The organism is Methanohalophilus sp. WG1-DM, from assembly GCF_004104135.1.
Taxonomy (GTDB): domain Archaea; phylum Halobacteriota; class Methanosarcinia; order Methanosarcinales; family Methanosarcinaceae; genus Methanohalophilus; species Methanohalophilus euhalobius.
In genome coordinates, this window is record NZ_RRBA01000001.1 from 269,162 (window position 1) to 291,901 (window position 22,740).

Sequence of the window (22,740 nt, forward strand, 5' to 3'; positions counted from 1 at the left end):
GGCTCCCTCCTAAAATCAGACAAATTCAATTGCTTTTGTGGGGCAGGTAACTATGCAACCGCTGCAAAGTATTTTATTCTCTCCGAATCTGCGGCAATCTTCCACGTTGGACAGGCGTACTACACCGCCTTCAACTTTCAGGATTACCCTTTCGTTAGTAGGTGCGTTTCCACTACCTGCACCTTTTGGGTCTTCTGCGACATTTACAGGGCAGGCGACAACACAATTGCCACAACCTATGCATAGCTCCTCATGTACAATCATGCCGGTTTCTGACGCCTGTTCTGCAGGTGAAACCAGACCTTTAAGTTTTGTGTAATTTTCACTGTATTTTTCCTCTTCCAGCATCGGAGTACATTCATCAAGTTTTTTCTCCCTGGAAAGCAAGGCTGCAGCAAATGCCATACATGAGGATTTGCCACATTTCTTGCAGTTAGTCTTCGGGAGAAGCTGGTATATCTCCATCGCATTGGCCATTGTTTCACCACTCTGGAGGACAAAAGGAAATCTTAGTCTTCTGAATCATTTTGTTGCTCTTCTTTTATACCATTGTCTTCGTTTTGGAAGAACAGATCACAGTGACATGAACCATCAACTGCAATTTCATCCTTATGGTAGACGCAGGGACATATTATTTTCCTGTCTTCCTTCTTATCCCCTGAAGGTATTCTGCAGGGACAGTAACCTTTGCCGTACTTTATTTTGTTGTTCGCCAGCCCCTCAATTACCAGATCCAGCATTTCAGGATCGGGGTTTAGTTTGTATCCTTTCTTTTGAGCATATTTAGTAACCCAGTTTTTTGTTTTTGCTTTGTCTTCTTGACTGACCATAGTTTTTTCACCTTAATCATTCAGATTTGATTTTGAATACCTCTTCGATTGATGCTCTAAGTTTATCTTTTGTGGTATTGCCTACCAGTTTTTCTTTTACTTCCCCACTGTCAAAGAGCAAAAGTGTCGGGATTCCAACTACATGGTATTGTTTGGCAATATCCTTTGATTGATCGAGGTCAATTATTACAAATTTGACCTGGTTCTCATATTCGGCAGCGACTTCTTCGAACACAGGGGCCATTTTCTTACAGGGTGCACACCATTTTGCAAAACAATCGACAACTACAGGAGTTTCTGCTTTCACAACTTCCTGCTCAAAAGCCAGGGAATTAACTTTATAGAGATTTGTATTTATAGCTTCTGTAACAGGCTCTGACGTTGACATTGAGGGTGCGCCTTTGCCGAAAAGTCCTTTGATAAAATTTCCCAGTCCCATCATTGATCACCTTTCAATGGTTTAGTTATATTCTCCTTCTATATTATTTCTTTTGTGCACGGTGTTCACACAATCCACACGACCGTTTTTTATATCCAAAGGTATATCATGTCTAAAATGAAATCAGAGAGCCACAAAGGGGCACTTTTATGAGAATAGGAGTATACATTTGTCACTGCGGGCTCAATATTGCAGGTGTAGTCGATATTGAAGCTCTTCTAAAACAGGTAGAATCCCTGGATGATGTTGTGATCGCATCAGATATCCAGTTCATGTGTTCGGATTCCGGGCAAGAAAAGATTGCAAAGGATATTGAAGAACATAATGTTGAACGTGTGCTTGTTGCAGCCTGTACTCCTAAACTTCATGAAACTACTTTCAGGAAAGTACTGGAAAAATCAGGTATCAATCCATTCCTTCTTGAGATAGTTAACATCAGGGAACAGTGTTCCTGGGTGCATATGGATAATCCAAGAATGGCCACCCAGAAAGCGTTTGATCTTATCAAGATGGGTGTGGCAAAACTAAAGTTTCTGAAACCCCTCAAGATCCAGAGTACACCTGTTAGTAAGGAGGTACTTGTAATAGGTGGGGGCGTGGCAGGTATTGAAGCAGCTCTGGATCTTGCAGATACGGGCTATAAAGTTCATATGATTGAAAAAGAGCCCACGATTGGTGGAAAGATGGCTCTGTTGAATGAAGTATTTCCTACAAATGACTGTTCCATCTGTGTCCTTGCCCCAAAGATGACCGAAGTTCTTAACCATTCTGACATCGAACTTCACACCCTTTCTGAAATTACTGCAATTGAAGGTTCGGTCGGTAACTTTGAGATTACCGGTACCACTCAGCCCCGATATGTATCCGAAGAAAAATGCAAGGGTTGTGTGGATGAATGTTCAAGGGTATGTCCTGTGGAAATTCCTTCCCGGTTTGATAGTGGACTTGGTAAAACCCGGGCAATCAATATTCCTATTCCGCAAGCTGTTCCACAGGTTGCATATATTGATAGTGATTATTGTGTTGGCTGTGGCCTCTGTGCGCAGGCATGTCCTGCAGATGCAGTGGAATTTGAGCAGCAGACCACCCGATTCCAGCTGAATGTTGGAGCAATAATTATCGCCACAGGATATCGCTTGTTTGATGCATCCAGGAAAGAGGAGTACGGGTATGGCATATATCCCGATGTCATGACAAATATGGAACTTGAGCGGCTACTGAATGCTTCAGGACCCACCAGGGGCAGGGTTACCTGTCCTTCAACAGGTGAGGTTGCAGAGGAAGTGGCATTTATACAATGTGTTGGTTCGCGGGATGAATCTGTGGGAAATCCCTATTGTTCCCGGGTTTGTTGCATGTCAGCAATGAAAAATGCCCAGTTGCTAAAAGAGCGCTATCCGGAGATTCGAATAACTATTCACTATATTGACATACGTGCCTCAGGAGAGATGTACGAAGAATATTACACCAAAACCCAGGCAATAGGGGTGGATTTCGTACGGGGGCGAGTAGCTGAGATTGTGCAGGAACACGATGGTTCTCTTTCCCTGCGGTATGAGAATACCCTGGAATCCAGAATAGAAGAAAAACAGTACGATCTTGTCATATTATCCACCGGCATGGAAGCTGACACGTCCGCAAAACCAATTGGGGGTATGCTGAAAATGGCAAGCCGGCCTGACAGGTTCTTTGCTGTGTCCCATCCCAAGATGAAACCGGTGGATTCACATATCAACGGTGTTTTCCTTGCAGGCTGTGCCTCAGGACCCAAAGAAATACAGGTTTCCATTGCACAGGGTAGTGCGGCTGCATCCCGGGCTATGAGACTGCTTCAACCTGGTGAGCTTCGCACGGAGCCCTCAAGCGCTCATGTGGATTCTGATACCTGTATCGGATGCGGTATCTGTGCAGATGTTTGTGATTACGGTACAATCAAAATCGAAAATGGCAAGGCATTTGTTGATGAGGTTTCCTGCCATGGTTGTGGTACCTGCAGTGCAGCCTGTCCGGTGGATGCTATCTCAATGCATCAGCATACCGACGAACAGGTAAGGGCACAGATAAAGGCAGCTCTGGAAGTAAAAGATGAGTTTCCCCTGATTGTTGCATTTCTGTGCAACTGGTGCAGTTATGCTTCAGCAGACCTTGCCGGAACATCCCGAATCCAGTATCCCACCAATGTAAGAATTATAAAGGTAATGTGTGCGGGCCGTGTAGATCCTGATTTTGTGATGGAGGCCTTCGACATGGGTGCAGACGGCGTACTTGTTGCTGGTTGTCGTCTCGGGGAATGTCATTATGTGAATGGTAACTATCATGCACAAACTCGGATGGAAAATCTGGGAGAGGTTCTTACGGAATCAGGTTTTGATTCCGGCAGGTTGCGTGTTGAATGGATATCAGCTGCAGAAGGAGAAAAATTTGCCAATACGATTGAAGATTTTGTTGATTACCTGAAAGCAATCGGTCCAATCGGCTCTGAACTTGAGGAGGCTGACAGATGAGTGAGGAGCTGGAAGAAGAATGTGCTGTAGAGCAGTCCCTTTCCGTGGAAAAGGAAATGGATGTGGAAGACAGTCACATATTGTATCGGCAAAAAACCGATAAGGGTACCAGAACACTTGATTACGATTACAAAAGGTGTATTGGTTGTGGTCTTTGTGTCAGGATATGTCCCACTGAGGCCCTTGAAGCCGGCCCTATACATGAGATCGCAACTGGAATGGATGCCCCTCCTGTAATGCTGGATCTTGATAAATGCACATTCTGCTCCATGTGTGCCAACTTCTGTCCGGTAAATGCATTTCGGATGTCTGCAGAAGGTGATTTCCCGGAAGATGACCTGTTCCCTGTATTGGAAGGAAAGGCAACGATAAATGAAAAATGTCTTCCATGTCTGCTTTGTGAAGTAACCTGTCCCGAAGATGCAATTGATCTCGAAATTGAAATGCAGACCAAGGAGGAACTTGCCCCGTTTAAAGAGGGTGAAGAAGGCGAGATCATCATTGATGAGGATAAGTGTACACTTTGTGGCCTTTGTGCACGTTTTTGTGATGCTTTCATGCTGCTTGAAAAGGAACCGGGAGCGATCGATCCCATGCCTTTTGAGCAGCTACTTGTGGATGAGGACCAGTGTGATTACTGTGTCTTGTGTGCAGACCTCTGTCCGGAAGATGCTATCGAGGTGAAGGGGACAAGACGCGGGGAAGCACCCGTAATAGAGGGTGGTGCCCGGATTGATCCGGAGAAATGCACGGTATGCGGTTGGTGCGATATTGTTTGTCCCTATGATGCAGTGGATATTACCAAACCTTTTGAGGGTGAGTTAAAGCTTATCGATGCAAACATAAACAAATGTGATCCTACCGGTTGCCATGCCTGCTTCAATGTCTGCCCTTCCCATCTCTGGTATATTCCCGAAAGCGGGCAGAAAATAGCCGCCAGGGATGATCTCTGTACTTTCTGTGGTGCCTGCGAGAAAGCCTGTCCTGATAATGTAATGGAAGTTAAAAGAGATAGTGTGTGCCATTCTCCAATACCCGATACCCCCTGGTCAAAACAATGGGAAGATGCTATTGATGCGCTGGTAAGCGGCAAACGTAAAAGACCGGATACCTCAAGAGTCCTGGAAATGCCTGAAGAAAAGGCAAAAGAGCACATTGATATCGAATTCCCGGAAATTGATGAAAAATTGCAGGAAAAGGTAAAAGAGAAAATGGAAAAGCTGCGCCCTACCCTTAAAGATGTGAAATTAAGGCGCAAATGGGAAAAAAGAAAAGAAGGTACAGAGCAAATCTCAGATATCGAAAAATAACTACTTTATACCTTTACATGTTCTTGTTTAGCAGATCTTGGTGATATCCATATGAACAATGATGATTATTACAGGGAACTTGGCCTGAAGTGCGGACTGGAGATCCACCAGCAGCTTGATTCAAAAGAAAAACTGTTTTGCAGGTGCCCGACTACATTGCGTGAAACTGAAGAGTCCAATGTAGAATTCTACAGGTATTTGAGGGCCACTGAAAGTGAAATGGGTGAAAAAGACCGTGCGGCTGTGGAACAGACAAAGGTCAACCGTAAGTATGTTTACAAGGGCTATGATACTACCTGTCTTGTAGAATATGATGAGGAACCACCCCGCAAACTGAATACCGAGGCCCTGGACATTGCCCTTGTGGTTGCAAAACTGATGAACATGCGACCAGTGGAGCAACTTCATGTAATGCGTAAAATAGTTGTTGATGGTTCCAACACAACCGGTTTTCAACGTACTGCTTTCCTTGCAAATGACGGAACGATACCCACAAGTCTGAATGAGGTGGGTGTTGATGTACTGTGTATTGAAGAAGAATCTGCCCAGAAGATTGAGGATAAAAAGGATAGCATTGTTTATTCCCTTGACAGGCTGGGAATCCCTCTTGTGGAAATCGGGACTGCTCCCGATATAATAACCCCTGCCCATGCCAGGGAAACAGCCCGGATTATAGGTATGTTGTTGCGTTCTACCGGGAAGGTCAAAAGGGGACAGGGGACCATCCGCCAGGATGTGAATATCTCAATTGCTGAAGGTGCAAGGGTCGAGGTTAAGGGTGTACAGGCCCTGGATATGATCGAAGCCATTGTCGAACTTGAAGTCGAAAGACAGGTTAACCTGTTACGTATCCGTGAAAAACTGCAACAGAGGTCTGCGGGCGTACATAATGAAATATTTGATGTAACTGATGTTTTCAGGGACACCGAATCCAAGGTTATCAAACGTGCACTTAAAAAAGGAAAAGTCCTTGCAATCAGGTTAATCGGTTTTGATGGTATCATAGGAGAAGAAGTGCAGCCTGGAAGAAGGCTTGGCACGGAGTTTTCAGACAGGGCAAAACCTTCCGGTGTGGGTGGAATTTTCCATACCGACGAACTCCCGAAATATGGCATCACTGCAGATGAAGTGGAATCCCTGAGAACATCTGTGGGAGCTGCTGATGGGGATGCAGTTGTACTGGTTGCCGATTCTTACAAAAAGGCACACGGTGCGATGGAAAGTGTACTTATAAGGGCTCGCGAAGCCCTGGAATTTGTACCCGAGGAAACCAGACGGGCTCTGCCTGATGGAAATACTGCATACATGAGACCACTGCCGGGTGCTTCACGTATGTATCCCGAGACAGATGTTCCCGTAATTGATATATCCTCTTCTTACTTTGAATCCGTTGAAACCCCTGAACTTCTTATCGATAAAAGTAAACGGTTCACAGAAGAATACAATTTAAACGATGAACTTGCTGAAAAAATCGTTTACTCAAAGTATCTGCTCCTTTTTGAAAAAATCATGGATAGATTTTCTTTAAATGGTTCAATAGGTGCTACTCTGGTTGCCCGTACTTTTACAGGCAGGTTGCCTGAACTTCGCAGGGACGGGATTGATGTCGAAAAACTACAGGATGATCACTTTATTGCCTTGTTTGATGCCATAGGAGAAGGCAAAGTTGCCAAAGAAGGTATTGATGAATTACTGCGCCTGCTTGCTGAAAAACCGGATTTAAGTATAGATGAAGCCTTGAAAGAACTTGGTTTTTCAGGTATAGATACTTCTGAAATAGAATCCTTTGCAGTCAATCTTGTCAGGGAAAGGGCTGATTTTGTCAATGAAAAGGGATTGGGAGCTGTTGGCCCTCTCATGGGGATTGTCATGGGCCAGTTCCGTGGAAAAGTTGATGGTAAGGTTGTAAGTAACATCCTGAAGCAAAAGATTGAAGAACACATAAATAGTTAATAAGAGTGATGAAAATGCTGAAAACAGGACTAATGGCTTTTTTTTGCCTGGTCCTTATCATTTTTTCCGCAACACCGGTATTTGCCGGAATAGAGGTTGCGGATATATATCCTCTCACTGATGATTATAGCAGTGACTATCATTATCCTGCATGGAGTCCGGATGGAAAGCAGATTACTTACATGAATGGTCAGGCAATCGGGATTATGGATGTAGATGGTAGTAATCCACATATTATTTATGATGGAATGAAATGGGACGGTGATCCCTGTTTTTCTGCAGATGGGAAGGAAATTTATTTCGCGTCAGAATCCCGAAAACCGCGTTCTTCTACCTACATCAATCTCTTTAAGATGAATGCCAACGGATCCAATATTACACAATTAACTGATGGTGCAGACCGCCGCTCACCTTCAATAAGTCCGGATGGTTCAATGCTTGCATATCGATCCAATATTGCGGGTAATTATGACATCTGGGTAATGGATATAACAAACAAATCACATAGGCAGTTGACTTTTACTTCAGAAGATGAAGGTAAGCCTTCCTGGTCTCCTGATGGGAGCGAAATAATTTACTCTTTAAAGGGTAATTTATGGCTGACAGATGTAGAACTTGATACATCCTGGCAACTTACCCATGGTAATTCCAATGATGTCGATCCTTTTTTCCTGCCATCAGGTGAAAAGATAGTCTTTGTTTCTGATCAGGGAGGAGAAACCAATCTATGGTTGATTGATACTGAGGATGATGAGAGACAATCACTTACCGACAACAGGAAAGTTGAATTTTCTCCTGCCGTAAGCCCTTACGGTAAAAAAATAGTCTTTGGAACCAAAGCAAATGGAACCTTTGATCTCTGGATGTTGGAAATGGAAAATCCTGAAGGCACAGATGAGATTTCCGGTATTAATGTAGAAGATACTAATGTAAATGTAACGGACACTAATGTAAATGTAACGGAGAATGAGGATGTTGTATTAACCTCCGAAAACAATCAGGATATGGATGAAGGCTCTATTGGACTATTAGGCAAGATAAGTAATAATCTTGCTTTGTTTGCCGGAGGGCTTGTACTTGGCATAGTTTTATTCCTGATAGCCAGATTAATTTTCAGGAAAGTGTAATTTATATTTGTAACTACTTGTACTTTGAATGAATCTTTTCTTTCATCCATCGAAATACTTATAGCCTACTTTTTACATTTATAGGCAGGTTCCGATGATGAGTGCAGTAATTGGTTTGGAAGATGGGACAATTGTCACAGGCACCGGTTTTGGTGCCGAAGGTACAGTTTGCGGAGAACTCGTTTTTACTACTCAATATACCGGTTACGAGGAGGCACTAAGTGATCCTTCCTATAAGGGTCAGATCCTTATGTTCACTTATCCCCTTATTGGTAATTATGGTGTCAGCGATGAATGTTTTGAATCAGATGGTGTAAAGGCCGAAGGCCTTGTAGTCAGGGAAGCATGTCCTGACCCTTTTCATCACAGTTCAAAACGCACCATTTACAGACTCATGGAAGATGAGGGAAAACCGGGTATTGCCGGGGTTGACACCCGGATGCTCACCCTAAATAACAGGGAGCATGGTACAATGAGAGCTGCCCTTATTAATGGAAGTGATGACGGCGAAGCAGCCGTGCAGCTTGCAAGGGAGCAACCCAAAATATCAGATATTGACTTAATTTCCAAAGTAACATGTAATGAAGCATATAATGTAAAAAGCAAGATTGATACATCTGATAAAAAACATATTGTACTTATTGATCTGGGTATGAAAGCCCATATTATAGATAGCCTGCTTGCAAGAGGCATGGATGTAACAGTAGTCCCTGCATCAACACCTGCTTCAGCAATAAGTGATTATGAACCTGATCTTCTTTTCCTTTCCAATGGTCCGGGAGATCCACAGAATGCGATAGAAGCCACAAAGGCTGTGAACTATTTTGCATCGGAATTACCCATTGCAGGTATATGTCTGGGTCATCAGGTTATTTCAAGGGCTATGGGAGCAGATACATACAAACTCAAATTCGGGCACCGGGGGGCCAACCAGCCGGTAAAGGACCTTTCAAGATCAATTGTACATATTACTTCCCAGAACCATGGATTTGCCGTTGATAATGATTCTCTTGAGGCAACCGATCTCTACACTACCGAGCTCAATACCAATGACAACACGATTGAAGGTGTGGCACACCGGGACCTTGATATCCTGAGTGTACAATATCATCCGGATGCGCATCCTGGACCAATGGATACTGAAAAACAATTCTTTGACAAAATTTACAAAATGGCAGGGGGCGATAAATGATGCCAATAAGGACTGACATAAAAAAGATAATGCTCATAGGTTCCGGTCCAATTATGATAGGACAGGCTGCAGAATTTGACTTCTCGGGAAGTCAGGCCTGCCGCTCCCTGCGGGAAGAAGGATTTGAAGTCGTACTTGTAAATTCCAATCCGGCAACTATTATGACAGATCCTGAAATGGCGGATTCTGTTTACATTGAACCCCTGGAAGCCCCACTAATCGGTGAAATCATTGAAAAAGAGCGGCCTGACGGTATAATTGCCGGATTGGGTGGACAGACGGGTCTTAATGTTACAAGTGAACTTGCAGAGCTGGGTATTCTTGAAAAATACGGCGTAGAGATGCTGGGTACGCCTCTTGATGCAATCACAAATACCGAGGACCGGGAACTTTTCAAGCAGACCATGGAAAACATCGGGGAAAAAGTTCCCCGCAGCAAGGCTATTTCCTCTTTGCAGGAAGCAGAAGAAGTGATAGAGGAACTTGGTCTTCCCATTATTGTCCGCCCGGCCTATACCCTGGGAGGTGCAGGCGGGGGAATTGCCCATACAAAGGAAGAACTATTGCAGGTCGTGGATAGGGGAATCCGGCTGAGCCGCATTAATCAGGTACTCGTGGAGGAAAGTGTCCTGGGCTGGAAAGAATTTGAGTATGAAGTAATGCGTGATTCCAATGATACCTGCATTGTTATCTGTAATATGGAAAACATTGACCCCATGGGTGTCCATACAGGTGAATCAATAGTAGTTACCCCTTCCCAGACACTTAATGATGAAGAGCACCAGATGCTCAGGACCGCAGCTATCAAGATAATTCGGGAATTGGGTATTGAGGGTGGATGTAATATCCAGTTTGCAACAAAGGACGGCGAATATCGTGTTGTGGAGGTCAATCCCCGTGTGTCCCGTTCCTCGGCTCTTGCCTCCAAGGCGACCGGTTATCCGATTGCCCGCGTAACCGCCAAGATTGTTGTGGGAATGACACTTGATGAAATCCTCAATGATGTCACAAAGAAAACCCCTGCATCTTTTGAGCCAACCATTGACTATGTGGTTACAAAGATACCCAGATGGCCTTTTGACAAGTTCGTAACTGCAGACAAGACTCTTACCACAGCAATGAAGAGTACTGGTGAAGTTATGGCCATCGGAAGGACGATTGAAGAGTCCATGCTAAAGGCCATCCGTTCCCTGGACAACGATATGGATTTTGAGTTTAAGGGCAGGGATGATCCGGAGATTGTCACATTACTCAAAACGCCGACAAGTGAGCGTCTTTTTGTTATCTATGAAGCCCTGAAGAAAGGTTACTCCATTGAACAAATCTCTGAATATACGGGCATCGACCGTTTCTTCCTGCAAAAAATGGCCAACATTGCAGATATGGAGTCACAGGTTGCAGAACAACTTTTCAAAAATGGAGAAACAGACATTGATCTCCTTATAAAAGCCAAGAGAATGGGATTTACTGACAGCAGAATAGCCAAATGTTGTTCAAAGACCCGGGAAGAAATAAATGATATACGCAGGGACGGGGCCATCACTTCCACTTACAAGATGGTGGATACATGTGCAGCAGAATTTGCTGCAGCAACTCCTTATTATTATTCATGTTATGAAACGATGTGTGAATGTAAGCCCACAGACAAAAAAAAGATCCTGATTCTGGGTGCCGGTCCCATACGTATCGGGCAGGGAATTGAGTTTGATTACTGTACGGTGCATGCAGTCCAGGCCATACGTGAAGAAGATATAGAAGCCCATATCATCAATAACAATCCTGAAACGGTTTCTACTGACTATGATACTTCGGATAAGTTGTTCTTCGAACCTCTGACCCTTGAAGATGTAATGAATGTCATTGAAAGGGAAAATCCGGATGGGGTGCTCGTACAATTCGGAGGCCAGACTTCGGTTAACCTTGCAATCCCCCTGCAGAAGGAACTTGCCAGGCGCACAGACCTGAAGACGAAGATAATGGGAACTTCCCCTGAAAATATGGATGTGGCAGAAGACAGGGAAAAATTCAACCAGCGTCTTGCAAAAATGAAAATCAATCAGCCGGATGCAGGTTATGCAACATCCGAAAAAGAAGCCCTTAAGGTTGCAAATGATATTGGTTATCCGGTCCTTGTCCGTCCCTCCTATGTACTTGGGGGAAGGGCAATGGAGATTGTTTATGATTCCACAGATCTGGAGCGTTATATGAAAGAAGCTGTCAGGGTATCACCCGAACATCCCATCCTTATTGATGATTTCCTTGAGGGTGCGGTGGAAATCGATGTGGACGCTGTGAGTGACGGCAATGATGTCCTGATCGGTGCTATCATGGAACACATCGAAGAAGCAGGAGTACATTCCGGTGATTCTGCCTGTGTGATTCCTCCTTATGATCTCTCTGAGAACATTCTTGAAACGGTTCGGGATTATACCAGAAAGATTGCTATGGCGCTTGAGGTCAAGGGTCTTATAAACATCCAGATGGCAACAAAAGATGGCGAGGTTTATGTCTTGGAGGCAAATCCAAGGTCCAGCCGTACGATTCCCTTTGTATCAAAAGCTTCCGGGCTTCCTCTGGCAAAGATCGCTGCACAGGTTATCATCGGCCACAGTCTTAAGGATCTTGGTTACCTGCAGGACAGGGAACCTTCCCTGAAGCATTATTCTGTCAAGGAAGTCCTCCTTCCGTTTGACAAATTACCCGGTGCAGATCCTGTGCTTGGCCCTGAAATGAAAAGTACCGGTGAAGTGATGGGTATTGATTATGACTTTGGAAGAGCATTTTTCAAGGCCCAGCTAAGTGCTGATAATCTCCTTCCCCTGAATGGAAAAGTATTCCTGTCCATCAGGGAGCGAGATAAGGAGGCGATTGTAGAAATTGCCCGCAGGTTGCAGGAAATGGGACTTGAACTCATGGGTACAAAAGGTACTGCACGTTATCTTTCCGATAGAGGTATCAGTATGGAGGCAGTCATGAAGGTGCATGAAGGCAGTCCCAATGTCATTGATATGCTCAGGAGAGGCGATGTTGCCTTTATCATAAATACCCCGACATCCCGCCAATCCAGGAAAGATGGTTACCATATACGCAGGGCAGCAGTGGATTTCAAGGTTCCGTACATTACAACCATACAGGCTGCGCGTGCTTCAGTTGAAGCCATTAAAGCAATGGCTGAGGGCAGCAGCACGATTAAATCAATTAACGAATATCATGAAGAGATCCGCCGGAACAATTAAGTTTACGGCTGATTTTATTTCTTTTTTATTTTAGATTGAGGTATTAATAATGGTCAAAAAGGCAGTACTGGCTTATTCAGGTGGTCTGGACACATCAATATGTGTTCCTTTACTTAAAGAAAAGTACGATTGTGATGAAGTAATAACCGTAGCGGTGGATGTAGGCCAGCCGCGGGAAGATGTTGAGGAGGCTACTGAAAAAGCCCAGAATATAAGTGATCTGCATTTTACCCTTGATGTCAGGGAAGAATTTGTAAATGATTATATTTTCCCTCTCATAAAGGCAAACGGGGATTATGAAGGATATGTAATGGGAACATCCATTGCACGTCCCCTTATTGCTAAAAAGGTCGTGGAAATCGCAGAAAAGGAAGGAGCTTCAATGCTTGCCCATGGATGTACCGGTAAAGGTAATGACCAGTTGAGATTTGAGGCAGTATTCCGTCTTACGGATATGGAAGTAGTGGCTCCGATGCGTGACATGAACCTGACACGTGAATGGGAGATAGAGTATGCAAAACAACATGGTATTCCTGTTTCTGTAACATCTTCCAAACCCTGGAGTATCGATGAGAATATCTGGAGCCGCAGTATAGAGGGTGGCAAACTGGAAGATCCGGGTTATATCCCGCCGGAAGAGATCTACAACTGGACAGTGGACCCGGCGCAGGCCCCGGATGCACAGACCATAGAAATCGGTTTTGAGAACGGAGTTCCTGTGTCCCTTGATGGTAAGACAATGGATGGAGTAACTCTTATCGAAAAGATGAACAAAATCGCCGGGTCCCATGGTGTCGGAAGGACCGATATGATAGAGGATCGTGTGCTGGGATTGAAAGCCAGGGAGAATTATGAGCACCCTGCAGCAACAGTTTTACTGACTGCACACAGGGATCTGGAAAAACTTGTGCTTACCCGCTCTGAACTCAAATTCAAGGCTATGGTGGATGCTGAGTGGTCAGAACTTGCCTACCTGGGTCTTGTGGATGAACCTCTCTATGAAGACCTGAACGCCTTCATTGATTCCACACAGCAGCGTGTTACGGGCACTGTAACTGTGAAGTTGTACAAAGGCAATGTCTACATTATGGCCAGGACTTCACCCAATGGTTTGTATTCAGAGGACCTTGTATCCTTTGACAGCAAGGTCATAGATCAGCAGGATGCTGAAGGTTTTTCAAAATACCACGGTTTCCAGGCACGCCTGTATCGCAAATTTGTAGCTAAAAAATAACTTTTTTATGGAGGGTTTAATGTCCTCCATTACTTAAATTAAGACCGACTACCCCAATTATTACGAAAACGATTGATATCATTTTTACTGCAGTGGCGGGCTCTTTGAACCAGAATATACCAATTGATGTAATCAATACTATTCCCATACCTGCCCAGATTGCATAAGCTATACTAACATCGATTTCTTTCAATGCAATCGTTAACGAGGTAAAGCTGATTCCATAAAATAGGAATATTCCAACAGAGGGTAGTATATTTGAAAAACCATCAGATAATTTCATGCAGGTGGTGCCAAACACTTCAAAAATTATGGCTCCGATCAGATAGATATAACTCATAATTCTATTTTGGAGTTATACCTTATATATTCTTTCCTATGCCTCCATTATCGTACCCCACCGATTATAAACCCGCTCGGGTCCCACCCCGTCAGGTTATGTCGAGAGAATATTTCTCCCAATCACCACATAATCTAATAGGATGTTTTTGTATATAACATAACCTCTCTTGATTTTTAGATATCAATATAATATTATAGTCCCATTGAAAATTACAAAGAGATATTAAATTCACCGTAGGAAATACTTATTCAAAATAGCTTACAGACAATTTTGATATTGTATATACAGCAACATGTCTGTAATACTTAAATGTTATGTATTTTTAAGAAGTTGGATTGAAAAAAGTTCATAATTAGTTCGTTAGCAAACCAAAAGTAGATTGAGAACATGGATGCCCAACCATGTTCTCATATTAATCCCCCACTCCATGTATCAGCCGTAGTCCCCCAACTTGGCTGATCCAGCCCGGAACAATGCTGCACAAATCCCGGACAATTCTTACATTGTCATGGACAGATATAACACCACCGGATTAAAATCTGCTAACTGCTCCTGATATTTGTAATACATTAAAAATTTTAAAGCCATATTAAGGCTTAATCTCATTCTTGCTTTCTGGATTCGATTATTTCCATACTGCGACGAAGCATCACTTCTCCCAGGAAAAGCAACAGGGCAGCCAGGATGAAATACATCTTCCAGCTTTCAGGCTCCATACGGCTCTGAAGAGAGTTCTGCCGGGCATCTGTGAGGAGATTTGCTCTGGCTTCCTTTTGGCTGTAGACCTTACCACCATTTCCGATAATTAGGGAAGGCAAGTCTTCATTGAGGCCAACATCCCTGTACTCAATGGCATAATTCACAGCAATTGGATAACCACTCACATAATGCATCCCTATTGTTTTTGGGAATATCTGGGCTTCATAGGTGTTTTTCCCAACAAAAGCCAATTCCAGTTCATCACCCCTGTATGTAAGTTCCGGAACTTTCTCATCATACATTGTAAGGGTGATTGTGGCAGGTAGCCCGAACCATGTATCCGGCGCCTCCACAACCGCGCCTTCTTCAGGTTGTGGGTTGGCTATGGCCCAATTTACGGTTGCTGATATCAGCTGTGAGTTGTTACCGGAATACATCTGTGAACTCCAGCCTCCATCCTTGCCATTATCTGTGGTGATCGAAGCAACTCTTCCAAGTCCGTATCTCCATGTAGTTACAACAGGTTTCCCATTCGAAGCAACGACAAGCCTGTTAGCTCCGGGTTTTGGAGTGACATCATTGTAGCCGGTTATATTTGCTTTCACATTTGAATTCCGGGTTATGAAATGTGAAGGATTGAATTCGAAAAGCTGGTAAGATGAAGTGGATTCATTTTCATCTAATGGTGGTTCAATGGATTCATCTGAGATTATATTGGCCCGTTGCCCGGCATCCAATTTGAAGTAATTATTGGTTGTACCTTCTACGTTTTCAACAAGTTTTTCAGCATACACATTACCTGACTCATCTTGCTGGGAGGGAGCTGAAGACCGAATATGAACAAAATAGAAGTTCACATTATCTTTCTTCAGGTCTTTGGCCATGTTTAGGCTTTCTTCATAGGAATCTTCTATACCCCCGTCAGAAATTACCACCAGATCCAATGTCCCGGTTTCTGTATTAAGCCATTCCTGTGCAACTTCAAGACCCTGATGGAGCGATGTTTCACTTGTGGTACTTGGTCGCAATTGGCGTATTTCTTCTTCCAGAAATTCCCGGTTGCCTGCCGTACCAAGATACTTCAGTCCACCAGAAACATCATGTCCCTCCTTACCAAAAGCGATAACTCCCATATAGGCCCCTCTTAGTTCCTCCTTCTGGACCAGGTATATCGCATTACCCAGTATTTCTGGAAGAGTGCCGTGTTTTTCAGTACTAGGAGAAATATCAAGTACAAGGACAATATCCCTTCCTCCTTTCCATTGTGTCGGTGTGGAAGTTACCGGTAAGATATCCTCAATTGAAGAATTCAGGTAATCACCATATTCGTAAGATCGCTCTCCTCCGGTGACAACAACGCCTCCTCCATTGGATACATATTGTTTCAGAATTGATACATCTGATTCGGAGATTCTATTGGCGGGTATATTATCGATTACCACAGCTTTTTGTGAATCCAGATTAGAAATGTTGGAGTTGGTAGAGGTATCATAAAGGTTGTACAGGATATTGGATAGTGGAGAGTCCGGTTCATCAGTTATGTACTGTATTTTGGGTTTTGGTACCACGTAGACCGATTTAAGGAAATTATTATTAATATTATCGGCCTCATCCGCCTGTGTGCTCAGCTCAATTTTGATCTCATGTGCACCGAGCTCATTGAATCTATAAGGGATTTGATAGCTGCGTTGTCTGCTGCTCTGTGTGAAGGTGCCACTGCGTATCAATTCATCATCCGCATAGGCGTTGAATGTATATTCCACAGGTACTTCTTTAGCCTGGGATACAATTATTTCAAACCGGTATTCATTCCCTTTTACTGCGGTTTTGTCACCTTTTACCTGAATACTGAGATCGTTTGATTCAATTTCCGGTGTAACTGCATATACAGTGGATCCTATATTTTGTGCAAAATCCAGTCCTTCTTCAAGGTCCTTGCCGTAATTATTGTTCCCATCAGTCACCAGCACGACCTGGTTATCACTGCTGGCATACTGCACGATGGCATCTCCCAGAGCGGTTTTGTCACCTGTCAGCCTGACAAGGGTGGTCGGGGTTTTGGTGGTAAGGCTTTCATAGAGTTCATCGGCCACACCTTCCTCGAAGAGCTGCATACTATCGGTTTCATCCGAGATTATCACAAGCTGCGGGTTTTCCTGTTCTGTTACCTGGCTTACCAGAGTAAAGGGGGAAGCAAGGGCCACTATCAACAGGGACAGAACAATTGCCCTGGAAATGAGCAGTTTTTTGTTACCGCCCTTAAGCATAAGGTATAGGGCACCTGCCAGCACGGGTAATATTAATGCAAGTATAATGGGTTGTTCAAAGGAAAGCATCACAGTTCACCCCGGTTGCGTATAATCAGGATTTCAAGTATTGCCAGTAGGATAGCCAGTATAATCAGGTAATTGTCCAGATAGTTCTTTGCCTCATAACTATCCTGGCGGACGATATCTGGACTGTCCCTGTTCTGGTCTGAAACACGTTCCATTACCTCCGATCCTTGCCTGGTAGTATCCGATTCACGGTCACTGTACAGGTTGACCGCCACGGTGCGTCCTCCGATATTATATGTCCCGACCTGTTCGAACAATACCTTCTGGGTGGTTATTGTACCGGTAGGTGTCTGTACTGTCATTTCCCGGGCAAGGGATGTGACATCTCCGGTTTCCAGGTTATAATCACTTATATCCCCACTGCCACCGAGCCAGGCTGTAAGCCGTGCCCAGAGCACCGGGTATTCAGGCAGGTTGTGGAAATTGTTCCACGGCTCACCCAATTCATCATTGAAGCCGAAATATACCAGTGTCCCGTCTCCCACAGACCAGTGGGCAAGTAAAGGGTCTCCCTGCTCGGTTGCAACCAGAACGGTTGCATCATTGCGCGGTGTGGCATTGAGATATTTATACATGGCAATCTCGTTGAATTTGACATCATCGGTAAGACTTGAGGACTGGACAACTTCCAGATCGATACCCAGGATATTCTGTGTTTCAGCCACATCACCGGGTATAACCGGGAGCATGCTCTGGAACTGGTCTGTGGCATTGCCGCCTGCAAGCATCTGGCTGGCTATAACCACTACCCGGCCGCCATTGTTCAGGAAACTGTCAAGCCTTTCTACCTCGTTGGATGCAAGGGAGCGGTTTTTCAGCCCGATGACCATTATCCGGTAATCATCGGTGAAAGAAGGAATTCCCTCGGCCGTAGAAATATCCACAAACGCCAGTGTAGAAAGAGCAATTTTTGATGGTAACTTCCCTTCATCCGAAACAAACAAAGTTTTCGTATCCGATTGGGTTGGAATTACAACATATGCATTATTGTCTGCAGGCAAATTATCCTCATCTGCGATTGATATTGATGTAACCCCCGAAGAAAGGGGATTCACACGAAACTGGGCTGTATCCGAGGGTCCCACATTAAGAGAGCGCTTTACTGAACCAGCCGGGTTTTCAATTTCTACATCAACCCTTTCGGTAAAGTCATTATAATTCTTGACAACACAGGTATACACGTAATTACCATCTTCGATGCCTATCCAACCATCTATGATTCCCACATTACCCACTACTGAGCCTACATCAACAAAAGCAGTGTCAATCCCATAGGATTGGGCAAGCTGTTTTGTAGATACCGGATCTTCTCCCTCCCAGCTGGCAAAATCGGACAGCACAACCATTGTACCGCCTCTCTGCGAAAGCAGTCTCATACCTTCGGACATTGCCCCAGAAATATCAGCTATCGTGTCGCTGGGCTCGATATTTTCAAGCGCATCGGATGCTTGCGATGAATCAGTGTTCTCAACAACAATTTCCGGACTGCTTTTAGCCAGTATTATACTGTTCTTCTTGCTGAGATATCCTTCAGCCAGGCGTGTTGCATCATCAAACCGATTGCCTGCCTGCATACTTGCGGAGGCGTCAATGACAATTACAGTATGTTCATCACTCAGCTCTTCCTGTGAAGTGTAAAATGGCGCTGCTGCAGCTGTGGAAAGCAGTATGAGTACAAGTAACTGGATAAGAAACAGTGGGTCCTTCAGAAATTTCCTGATCGATGAAAAACGTTTTTTCTGCTTTTCCACCTGCATTAAGAACATCAGGGAAGGTATACTGAGCTGGACAGGTTTGGGCCTGAGAAGATAAATTATTATTAAGGGGATCACACTTGCAAGAGCGGCAAGGGCCATTGTATTATCAAAGGGTATTACCATCGCCTCCTGCTGCTCAGTGTTTCAAGGAAAGCCTCAAAGATTGGTTTATCGTTTGAAAACTGGTAAAAATCCGCACCTACATGATCACAGGCTTGCTGTATCCTGTAGACATGCTCATTGAGCAATTCCTGATAATTCTTCTGGAAATTCTTGCTGACATAGGTTTGCAATTCTTCACCACTTTCCATATCAGTCAATTTTGCCAGACCATCAATTTGTAGGTCCTTTTCAGTTTTATCCATTACCTGTATTACAATAAGTTCATGGATTGAAAGCCTGTATATAGCGGATTCAATGGATTTTGGATCATCCAGAAAGTCAGAAATTATTATTGCAAGGGAACGCGAACGTATCGCTTTTTCATACTGTTTCACGCATTCCTCTATGGAGGTCTCGCCACCGGTTTCTGCTTCTGCCAGCCTGTCGATAGCTCTGAGCAGGTATTTCCTGCCACGTTTTGGCTGACTGAAGCTAACATTGGTGGCAAATGTGGAAATTGCGAATTTGTCATTATCTTTTGTTACAAGATAAGCAAACCCGATAGCAAGCATCGCCCCATATTCGAATTTGGTAGGCCCGTCTGATGAATATTCCATGCTGTTACTTGCATCCAGCAGGATATGGTTTGTCAGGGATTTACTTTCCTCAAATTCCCTTACATAGAGTTTTTCGGTACGTGCATAGGCATTCCAGTCAATAGTCCTTGGTTCATCACCCCAGTGATACTCCCTGTATCCTCTGGTATCCAGTCCCTTTCCGCTGTGAATTGAGCGACGGCTACCGGCGTACACACTGGATACGCGCTTGCGTACCATAAAGGAAAACCTGTCAAGTTCCTTCAGGAAACTAACATCAATGCTATGTCTTTTTTCAGTCATTGAAGAGGCCCTTTGTTATTTTTGGGAAAGTTCATTCAGTTCTTTTGATGATCTCATCAATAACTTTGTCCGGAGTAATACCTCTGCGCTCGGATTCGAATGTCAGCATTATACGATGCCTGAGTATTGGATAAGCCATTGTATCCACATCTTCCTTGCTTACATAATTACGCCCGTGAATAAGTGCGCGGCCCTTGGCTGCAAGTATCAATCCTATAGAGGCACGTGGGGAAGCACCGTATTCGAGGTGTTCTTTCCAATTACGTGTTGTCATGACGACTTTGATAGCATAGGCCTTTATGTCCTCAGCAATCGGTACTTCCCGGGTCAGGCGTTGCAGTTCCAGCACCGAACTTTTCTTGAGAACCCGGTTTACTTCAGGTATGTCCACCATGGTGTAACGGCGCACGATTTCCTTTTCCTCATCAAAAGAGGGGTAATCCAGCAGGATCTTGAGCAAGAACCTGTCCAGCTGGGCTTCGGGTAGAGGGAATGTACCTTCCATTTCTATGGGATTCTGGGTTGCCAGAAGAAGGAAGGGTTTGTCCAGGATAAATGTATCATTCCCAACAGTCACCTGTTTTTCCTGCATTGCTTCAAGCAGAGCTGACTGGGTTTTAGGGGATGCCCTGTTTACTTCGTCCGCAAGCACGATATTGGCAAAAACAGGTCCGGCTTCGAATTTAAATTCCTTGTGCCCGCCGCTTTCCTCTATAATATGAGTACCTGTAATATCTGCAGGCATCAGATCCGGAGTACACTGGATTCTACTGAATGTCAGATCCATAACCTTTGCAATTGTGGATATTGTAAGGGTTTTTCCCAGACCTGGATTACTTTCCACAAGTGTATGCCCATTACACAGGATAGACACAATAATCTGTTCCACTGTTTCTTTCTGTCCTACAATTACCTTTGAAATCTCATTGAAAAGATTGGTAAAAATATCACTGGTATTACGGTAGATATCCGTTTCACCTGATTGAGAACTTTTGTCCATATAATTACTCCTGCTACATTATCTGGTTAATTCTTCAAAATATGATTTTATGATTGGCTCATACCCTTCCGGAAATTCTTCACGATAAGCCGGAGCAGTCATCTGTCCGACTTCGTATGAAGAAGAGGGTTTGAATTTCGGTTGGTTTTCATCTTCCTGTCCGGTAGGTGTAAAGCCGGATTCCGATCCTGGTGGAATACTCAGGTCCACTTCTTCACCTTCCACCACGACTACCACAGGTTCACCTGTAATATTTTCCTTTCCCGCCTCATCTCCTTCTCCATCAGAAGGGAAATAATCTTCAGGGGTATTATCATTACCGGGAATCCCGGGGATGTTGTCGATTACTTCTTTCATTCCTTCGGGAGTTATGTCTGTGCGAAAATCCGAATATATAACTATACCCAGGGCCGAGATAGTGAAAATCAAAAGGATAAATACGACCTTGAGTTTTTTCCTGTCAAGAAAAGCAGATGAATGAATTTCCTTTGTACCTTCCAGTACTGAATAAATCAAATCATTGATTATAACATTGTTCAGATTGCGGTTATCGTAGGCTGTCCTGAGCCTTTCTTTCAGGATCGGATATTTCTCTTCTGCCAGTAAGATAACTGAAGTGTTTTTTTCTCTTCTATAGAGCAGCAAAGTTATTATTAGGGAAATTCCAATTGAAATAAGAAGAAGTGCAATAGTTGAAAATGAAATTGTCAATGAAGCAACATCATAACTTTTATCGGCATATAATTCCAGTGCTCTTACCAGTCCAAATGCGTTTTCCATATTTATCAAAAGCAGGACAGTATAAATGGCAAGGGTCAGGATGACAAATTCTGCCAGTTTAAACAACCGCCGGTATTTGCGAACAGCATTTTCCTGCCGATGAATGAATTGTTCAAGATCCTCTGCCCCGGTCATTGAATTTCACTCTTCCATGTAACTCTGGTAGGAACCCAGATTCTTTAACATATAAACGTTTTGATTCAAGCTATCAAGTGCTTCTTTTACATTGGGATCTTTTGTACTTCCGTTCATATCGATGTAGAACACATAATCTCCCAGGGACATTTTGGAAGGGCGTGATTCAATCCTTGTCAGGTTGATCCCTCTTGTAGCAAGTTCCCCCAGCATCTCATAGAGGGCACCCGGGTGGTCCCTGTCAAGATAGACAATAATTGAAGTTTTACAGTCATGTGTACAGGTTTGAATTCGCTTGTCTTGTTTTCTGGCAATTACTACAAACCGGGTGAGATCAGGTTTCCAATCCTGTATATCTTCTGCAAGAATGTCAAGCCCGAAACTTTCAGACGCTTTTCTGGAAGCAATGGCAGCCATTTCCGAAAACTCCGTTGCAAGTTTGGCAGCATGTGAAGTACTACCTGTAGTCCTTATTTCCACATCCGTATAATTCTTCCGGATGAAATGGCGACATTGTGCCAGTGCCTGAGGATGGGACAGAATTATTCTTATATCCTCTTTCTTCCCCTTTGAAAGCAGGCAGTGATGGATATGAACCACAACTTCCCCAATGATTGAAAATTCATGCTCCAGCAGCAGGTCAAGAGTAACACCGACAGATCCCTCTATAGAATTTTCTATTGGGACAACACCATAGTCTATGGAATTATCCTGAAGGGTCTCAAATACTTCTGAAATATCCTTCAGATATGAAATATCCGGATTAGTTCCAAGATGTGCTTTCCATATATTTGCAGCTTTTTCGGAATATGAACTTTCAGGCCCCAAAATGCCGATTTTCATTGACTTTTATAGAGTACTGAT

At 43.8% G+C, this 22,740-nt stretch carries 17 protein-coding genes; 7 read left to right on the plus strand and 10 right to left on the minus strand.

Annotated elements, in window-relative coordinates:
- Positions 1-15: 15 nt before the first annotated feature.
- The 3 genes from CI957_RS01405 to trxA are packed head-to-tail and all read right to left on the minus strand — an operon-like array spanning position 16 to position 1,269.
- Entirely contained in the window at positions 16-477 is a 462-nt protein-coding gene (locus tag CI957_RS01405) for a ferredoxin family protein (protein ID WP_128754069.1), read from the minus strand.
- 32 nt (positions 478-509) lie between these two features.
- Positions 510-830 (minus strand): ferredoxin-thioredoxin reductase catalytic domain-containing protein, encoded by a 321-nt coding sequence (locus CI957_RS01410; protein WP_128754070.1) that lies wholly within the window; start codon positions 828-830, stop codon positions 510-512.
- A 16-nt stretch (positions 831-846) separates the two neighbouring features.
- Complete coding sequence (gene trxA, locus CI957_RS01415; protein ID WP_206631024.1) at positions 847-1,269, minus strand: thioredoxin; 423 nt, start codon at positions 1,267-1,269, stop codon at positions 847-849.
- 149 nt (positions 1,270-1,418) lie between these two features.
- Between trxA and hdrA2 the strand changes: the two genes are divergently transcribed.
- From hdrA2 to CI957_RS01450, 7 genes are all read left to right on the plus strand, one after another.
- A complete protein-coding gene (hdrA2, locus tag CI957_RS01420) occupies positions 1,419-3,773 on the plus strand; it encodes a CoB-CoM heterodisulfide reductase HdrA2 (RefSeq protein WP_128754071.1) in 2,355 nt (784 codons plus the stop codon).
- A complete protein-coding gene (locus tag CI957_RS01425; protein ID WP_128754072.1) occupies positions 3,770-5,083 on the plus strand; it encodes a 4Fe-4S binding protein in 1,314 nt (437 codons plus the stop codon). Before hdrA2 ends, CI957_RS01425 begins: the two co-directional genes overlap by 4 nt.
- Before the next feature lie 51 nt (positions 5,084-5,134).
- Positions 5,135-7,036: a Glu-tRNA(Gln) amidotransferase subunit GatE gene (gatE, locus tag CI957_RS01430; protein ID WP_128754073.1), complete on the plus strand. Its 1,902-nt coding sequence runs from the start codon at positions 5,135-5,137 to the stop codon at positions 7,034-7,036.
- Between the two features lie 8 nt (positions 7,037-7,044).
- Positions 7,045-8,163 carry a DPP IV N-terminal domain-containing protein gene (locus CI957_RS01435; RefSeq protein WP_128754074.1) on the plus strand — a complete coding sequence of 373 codons (1,119 nt, stop codon included), beginning with the start codon at positions 7,045-7,047 and terminating at the stop codon, positions 8,161-8,163.
- 97 nt (positions 8,164-8,260) lie between these two features.
- Positions 8,261-9,355, plus strand: a complete 1,095-nt coding sequence (gene carA / locus CI957_RS01440) for a glutamine-hydrolyzing carbamoyl-phosphate synthase small subunit (protein ID WP_241645772.1) — start codon at positions 8,261-8,263, stop codon at positions 9,353-9,355.
- Positions 9,355-12,591, plus strand: coding sequence for a carbamoyl-phosphate synthase large subunit (carB, locus tag CI957_RS01445; protein ID WP_128754111.1), 3,237 nt, complete (start codon positions 9,355-9,357; stop codon positions 12,589-12,591). The genes carA and carB overlap by 1 nt, the downstream gene beginning before the upstream one ends.
- A gap of 49 nt (positions 12,592-12,640) precedes the next feature.
- On the plus strand, positions 12,641-13,825 hold the full coding sequence (locus tag CI957_RS01450; protein ID WP_128754076.1) for an argininosuccinate synthase: 1,185 nt from the start codon (positions 12,641-12,643) through the stop codon (positions 13,823-13,825).
- 16 nt (positions 13,826-13,841) lie between these two features.
- Here CI957_RS01450 and CI957_RS01455 read toward each other — a convergent pair whose 3' ends face one another.
- The 7 genes from CI957_RS01455 to pheA all read right to left on the minus strand — a co-directional run bounded on the left by CI957_RS01455 (position 13,842) and on the right by pheA (position 22,719).
- Entirely contained in the window at positions 13,842-14,165 is a 324-nt protein-coding gene (locus CI957_RS01455; RefSeq protein WP_128754077.1) for a multidrug efflux SMR transporter, read from the minus strand.
- A gap of 605 nt (positions 14,166-14,770) precedes the next feature.
- Positions 14,771-17,203 carry a VWA domain-containing protein gene (locus tag CI957_RS01460; RefSeq protein ID WP_128754078.1) on the minus strand — a complete coding sequence of 811 codons (2,433 nt, stop codon included), beginning with the start codon at positions 17,201-17,203 and terminating at the stop codon, positions 14,771-14,773.
- On the minus strand, positions 17,203-19,083 hold the full coding sequence (locus CI957_RS01465; protein WP_241645774.1) for a BatA and WFA domain-containing protein: 1,881 nt from the start codon (positions 19,081-19,083) through the stop codon (positions 17,203-17,205). The genes CI957_RS01460 and CI957_RS01465 overlap by 1 nt, the downstream gene beginning before the upstream one ends.
- The gene (locus CI957_RS01470) at positions 19,077-19,961 is read right to left on the minus strand and encodes a DUF58 domain-containing protein (RefSeq protein WP_096711381.1); all 885 of its coding nucleotides are present in this window, start codon (positions 19,959-19,961) and stop codon (positions 19,077-19,079) included. Before CI957_RS01470 ends, CI957_RS01465 begins: the two co-directional genes overlap by 7 nt.
- Positions 19,962-19,992: 31 nt before the next feature.
- Positions 19,993-20,961, minus strand: coding sequence for a MoxR family ATPase (locus tag CI957_RS01475; protein ID WP_096711380.1), 969 nt, complete (start codon positions 20,959-20,961; stop codon positions 19,993-19,995).
- An 18-nt stretch (positions 20,962-20,979) separates the two neighbouring features.
- Positions 20,980-21,876 (minus strand): hypothetical protein, encoded by an 897-nt coding sequence (locus CI957_RS01480; RefSeq protein ID WP_128754079.1) that lies wholly within the window; start codon positions 21,874-21,876, stop codon positions 20,980-20,982.
- 6 nt (positions 21,877-21,882) lie between these two features.
- Positions 21,883-22,719, minus strand: coding sequence for a prephenate dehydratase (pheA, locus tag CI957_RS01485; protein WP_096711378.1), 837 nt, complete (start codon positions 22,717-22,719; stop codon positions 21,883-21,885).
- Between the last annotated feature and the right edge of the window lie 21 nt (positions 22,720-22,740).

Bases quoted from the DNA above. Each gene is read 5' to 3' on its own strand.
- carA (WP_241645772.1), top strand. From the start codon at position 8,261: ATGAGTGCAGTAATTGGTTTGGAAGATGGGACAATTGTCACAGGCACC.
- CI957_RS01480 (WP_128754079.1), bottom strand. From the start codon at position 21,876: ATGACCGGGGCAGAGGATCTTGAACAATTCATTCATCGGCAGGAAAAT.
- trxA (WP_206631024.1), bottom strand. From the start codon at position 1,269: ATGGGACTGGGAAATTTTATCAAAGGACTTTTCGGCAAAGGCGCACCC.
- CI957_RS01470 (WP_096711381.1), bottom strand. From the start codon at position 19,961: ATGACTGAAAAAAGACATAGCATTGATGTTAGTTTCCTGAAGGAACTT.
- CI957_RS01405 (WP_128754069.1), bottom strand. From the start codon at position 477: ATGGCCAATGCGATGGAGATATACCAGCTTCTCCCGAAGACTAACTGC.
- CI957_RS01425 (WP_128754072.1), top strand. From the start codon at position 3,770: ATGAGTGAGGAGCTGGAAGAAGAATGTGCTGTAGAGCAGTCCCTTTCC.
- CI957_RS01475 (WP_096711380.1), bottom strand. From the start codon at position 20,961: ATGGACAAAAGTTCTCAATCAGGTGAAACGGATATCTACCGTAATACC.
- CI957_RS01465 (WP_241645774.1), bottom strand. From the start codon at position 19,083: ATGGTAATACCCTTTGATAATACAATGGCCCTTGCCGCTCTTGCAAGT.
- CI957_RS01455 (WP_128754077.1), bottom strand. From the start codon at position 14,165: ATGAGTTATATCTATCTGATCGGAGCCATAATTTTTGAAGTGTTTGGC.
- CI957_RS01450 (WP_128754076.1), top strand. From the start codon at position 12,641: ATGGTCAAAAAGGCAGTACTGGCTTATTCAGGTGGTCTGGACACATCA.
- CI957_RS01460 (WP_128754078.1), bottom strand. From the start codon at position 17,203: ATGCTTTCCTTTGAACAACCCATTATACTTGCATTAATATTACCCGTG.
- CI957_RS01410 (WP_128754070.1), bottom strand. From the start codon at position 830: ATGGTCAGTCAAGAAGACAAAGCAAAAACAAAAAACTGGGTTACTAAA.
- pheA (WP_096711378.1), bottom strand. From the start codon at position 22,719: ATGAAAATCGGCATTTTGGGGCCTGAAAGTTCATATTCCGAAAAAGCT.
- carB (WP_128754111.1), top strand. From the start codon at position 9,355: ATGCCAATAAGGACTGACATAAAAAAGATAATGCTCATAGGTTCCGGT.
- hdrA2 (WP_128754071.1), top strand. From the start codon at position 1,419: ATGAGAATAGGAGTATACATTTGTCACTGCGGGCTCAATATTGCAGGT.
- gatE (WP_128754073.1), top strand. From the start codon at position 5,135: ATGAACAATGATGATTATTACAGGGAACTTGGCCTGAAGTGCGGACTG.
- CI957_RS01435 (WP_128754074.1), top strand. From the start codon at position 7,045: ATGAAAATGCTGAAAACAGGACTAATGGCTTTTTTTTGCCTGGTCCTT.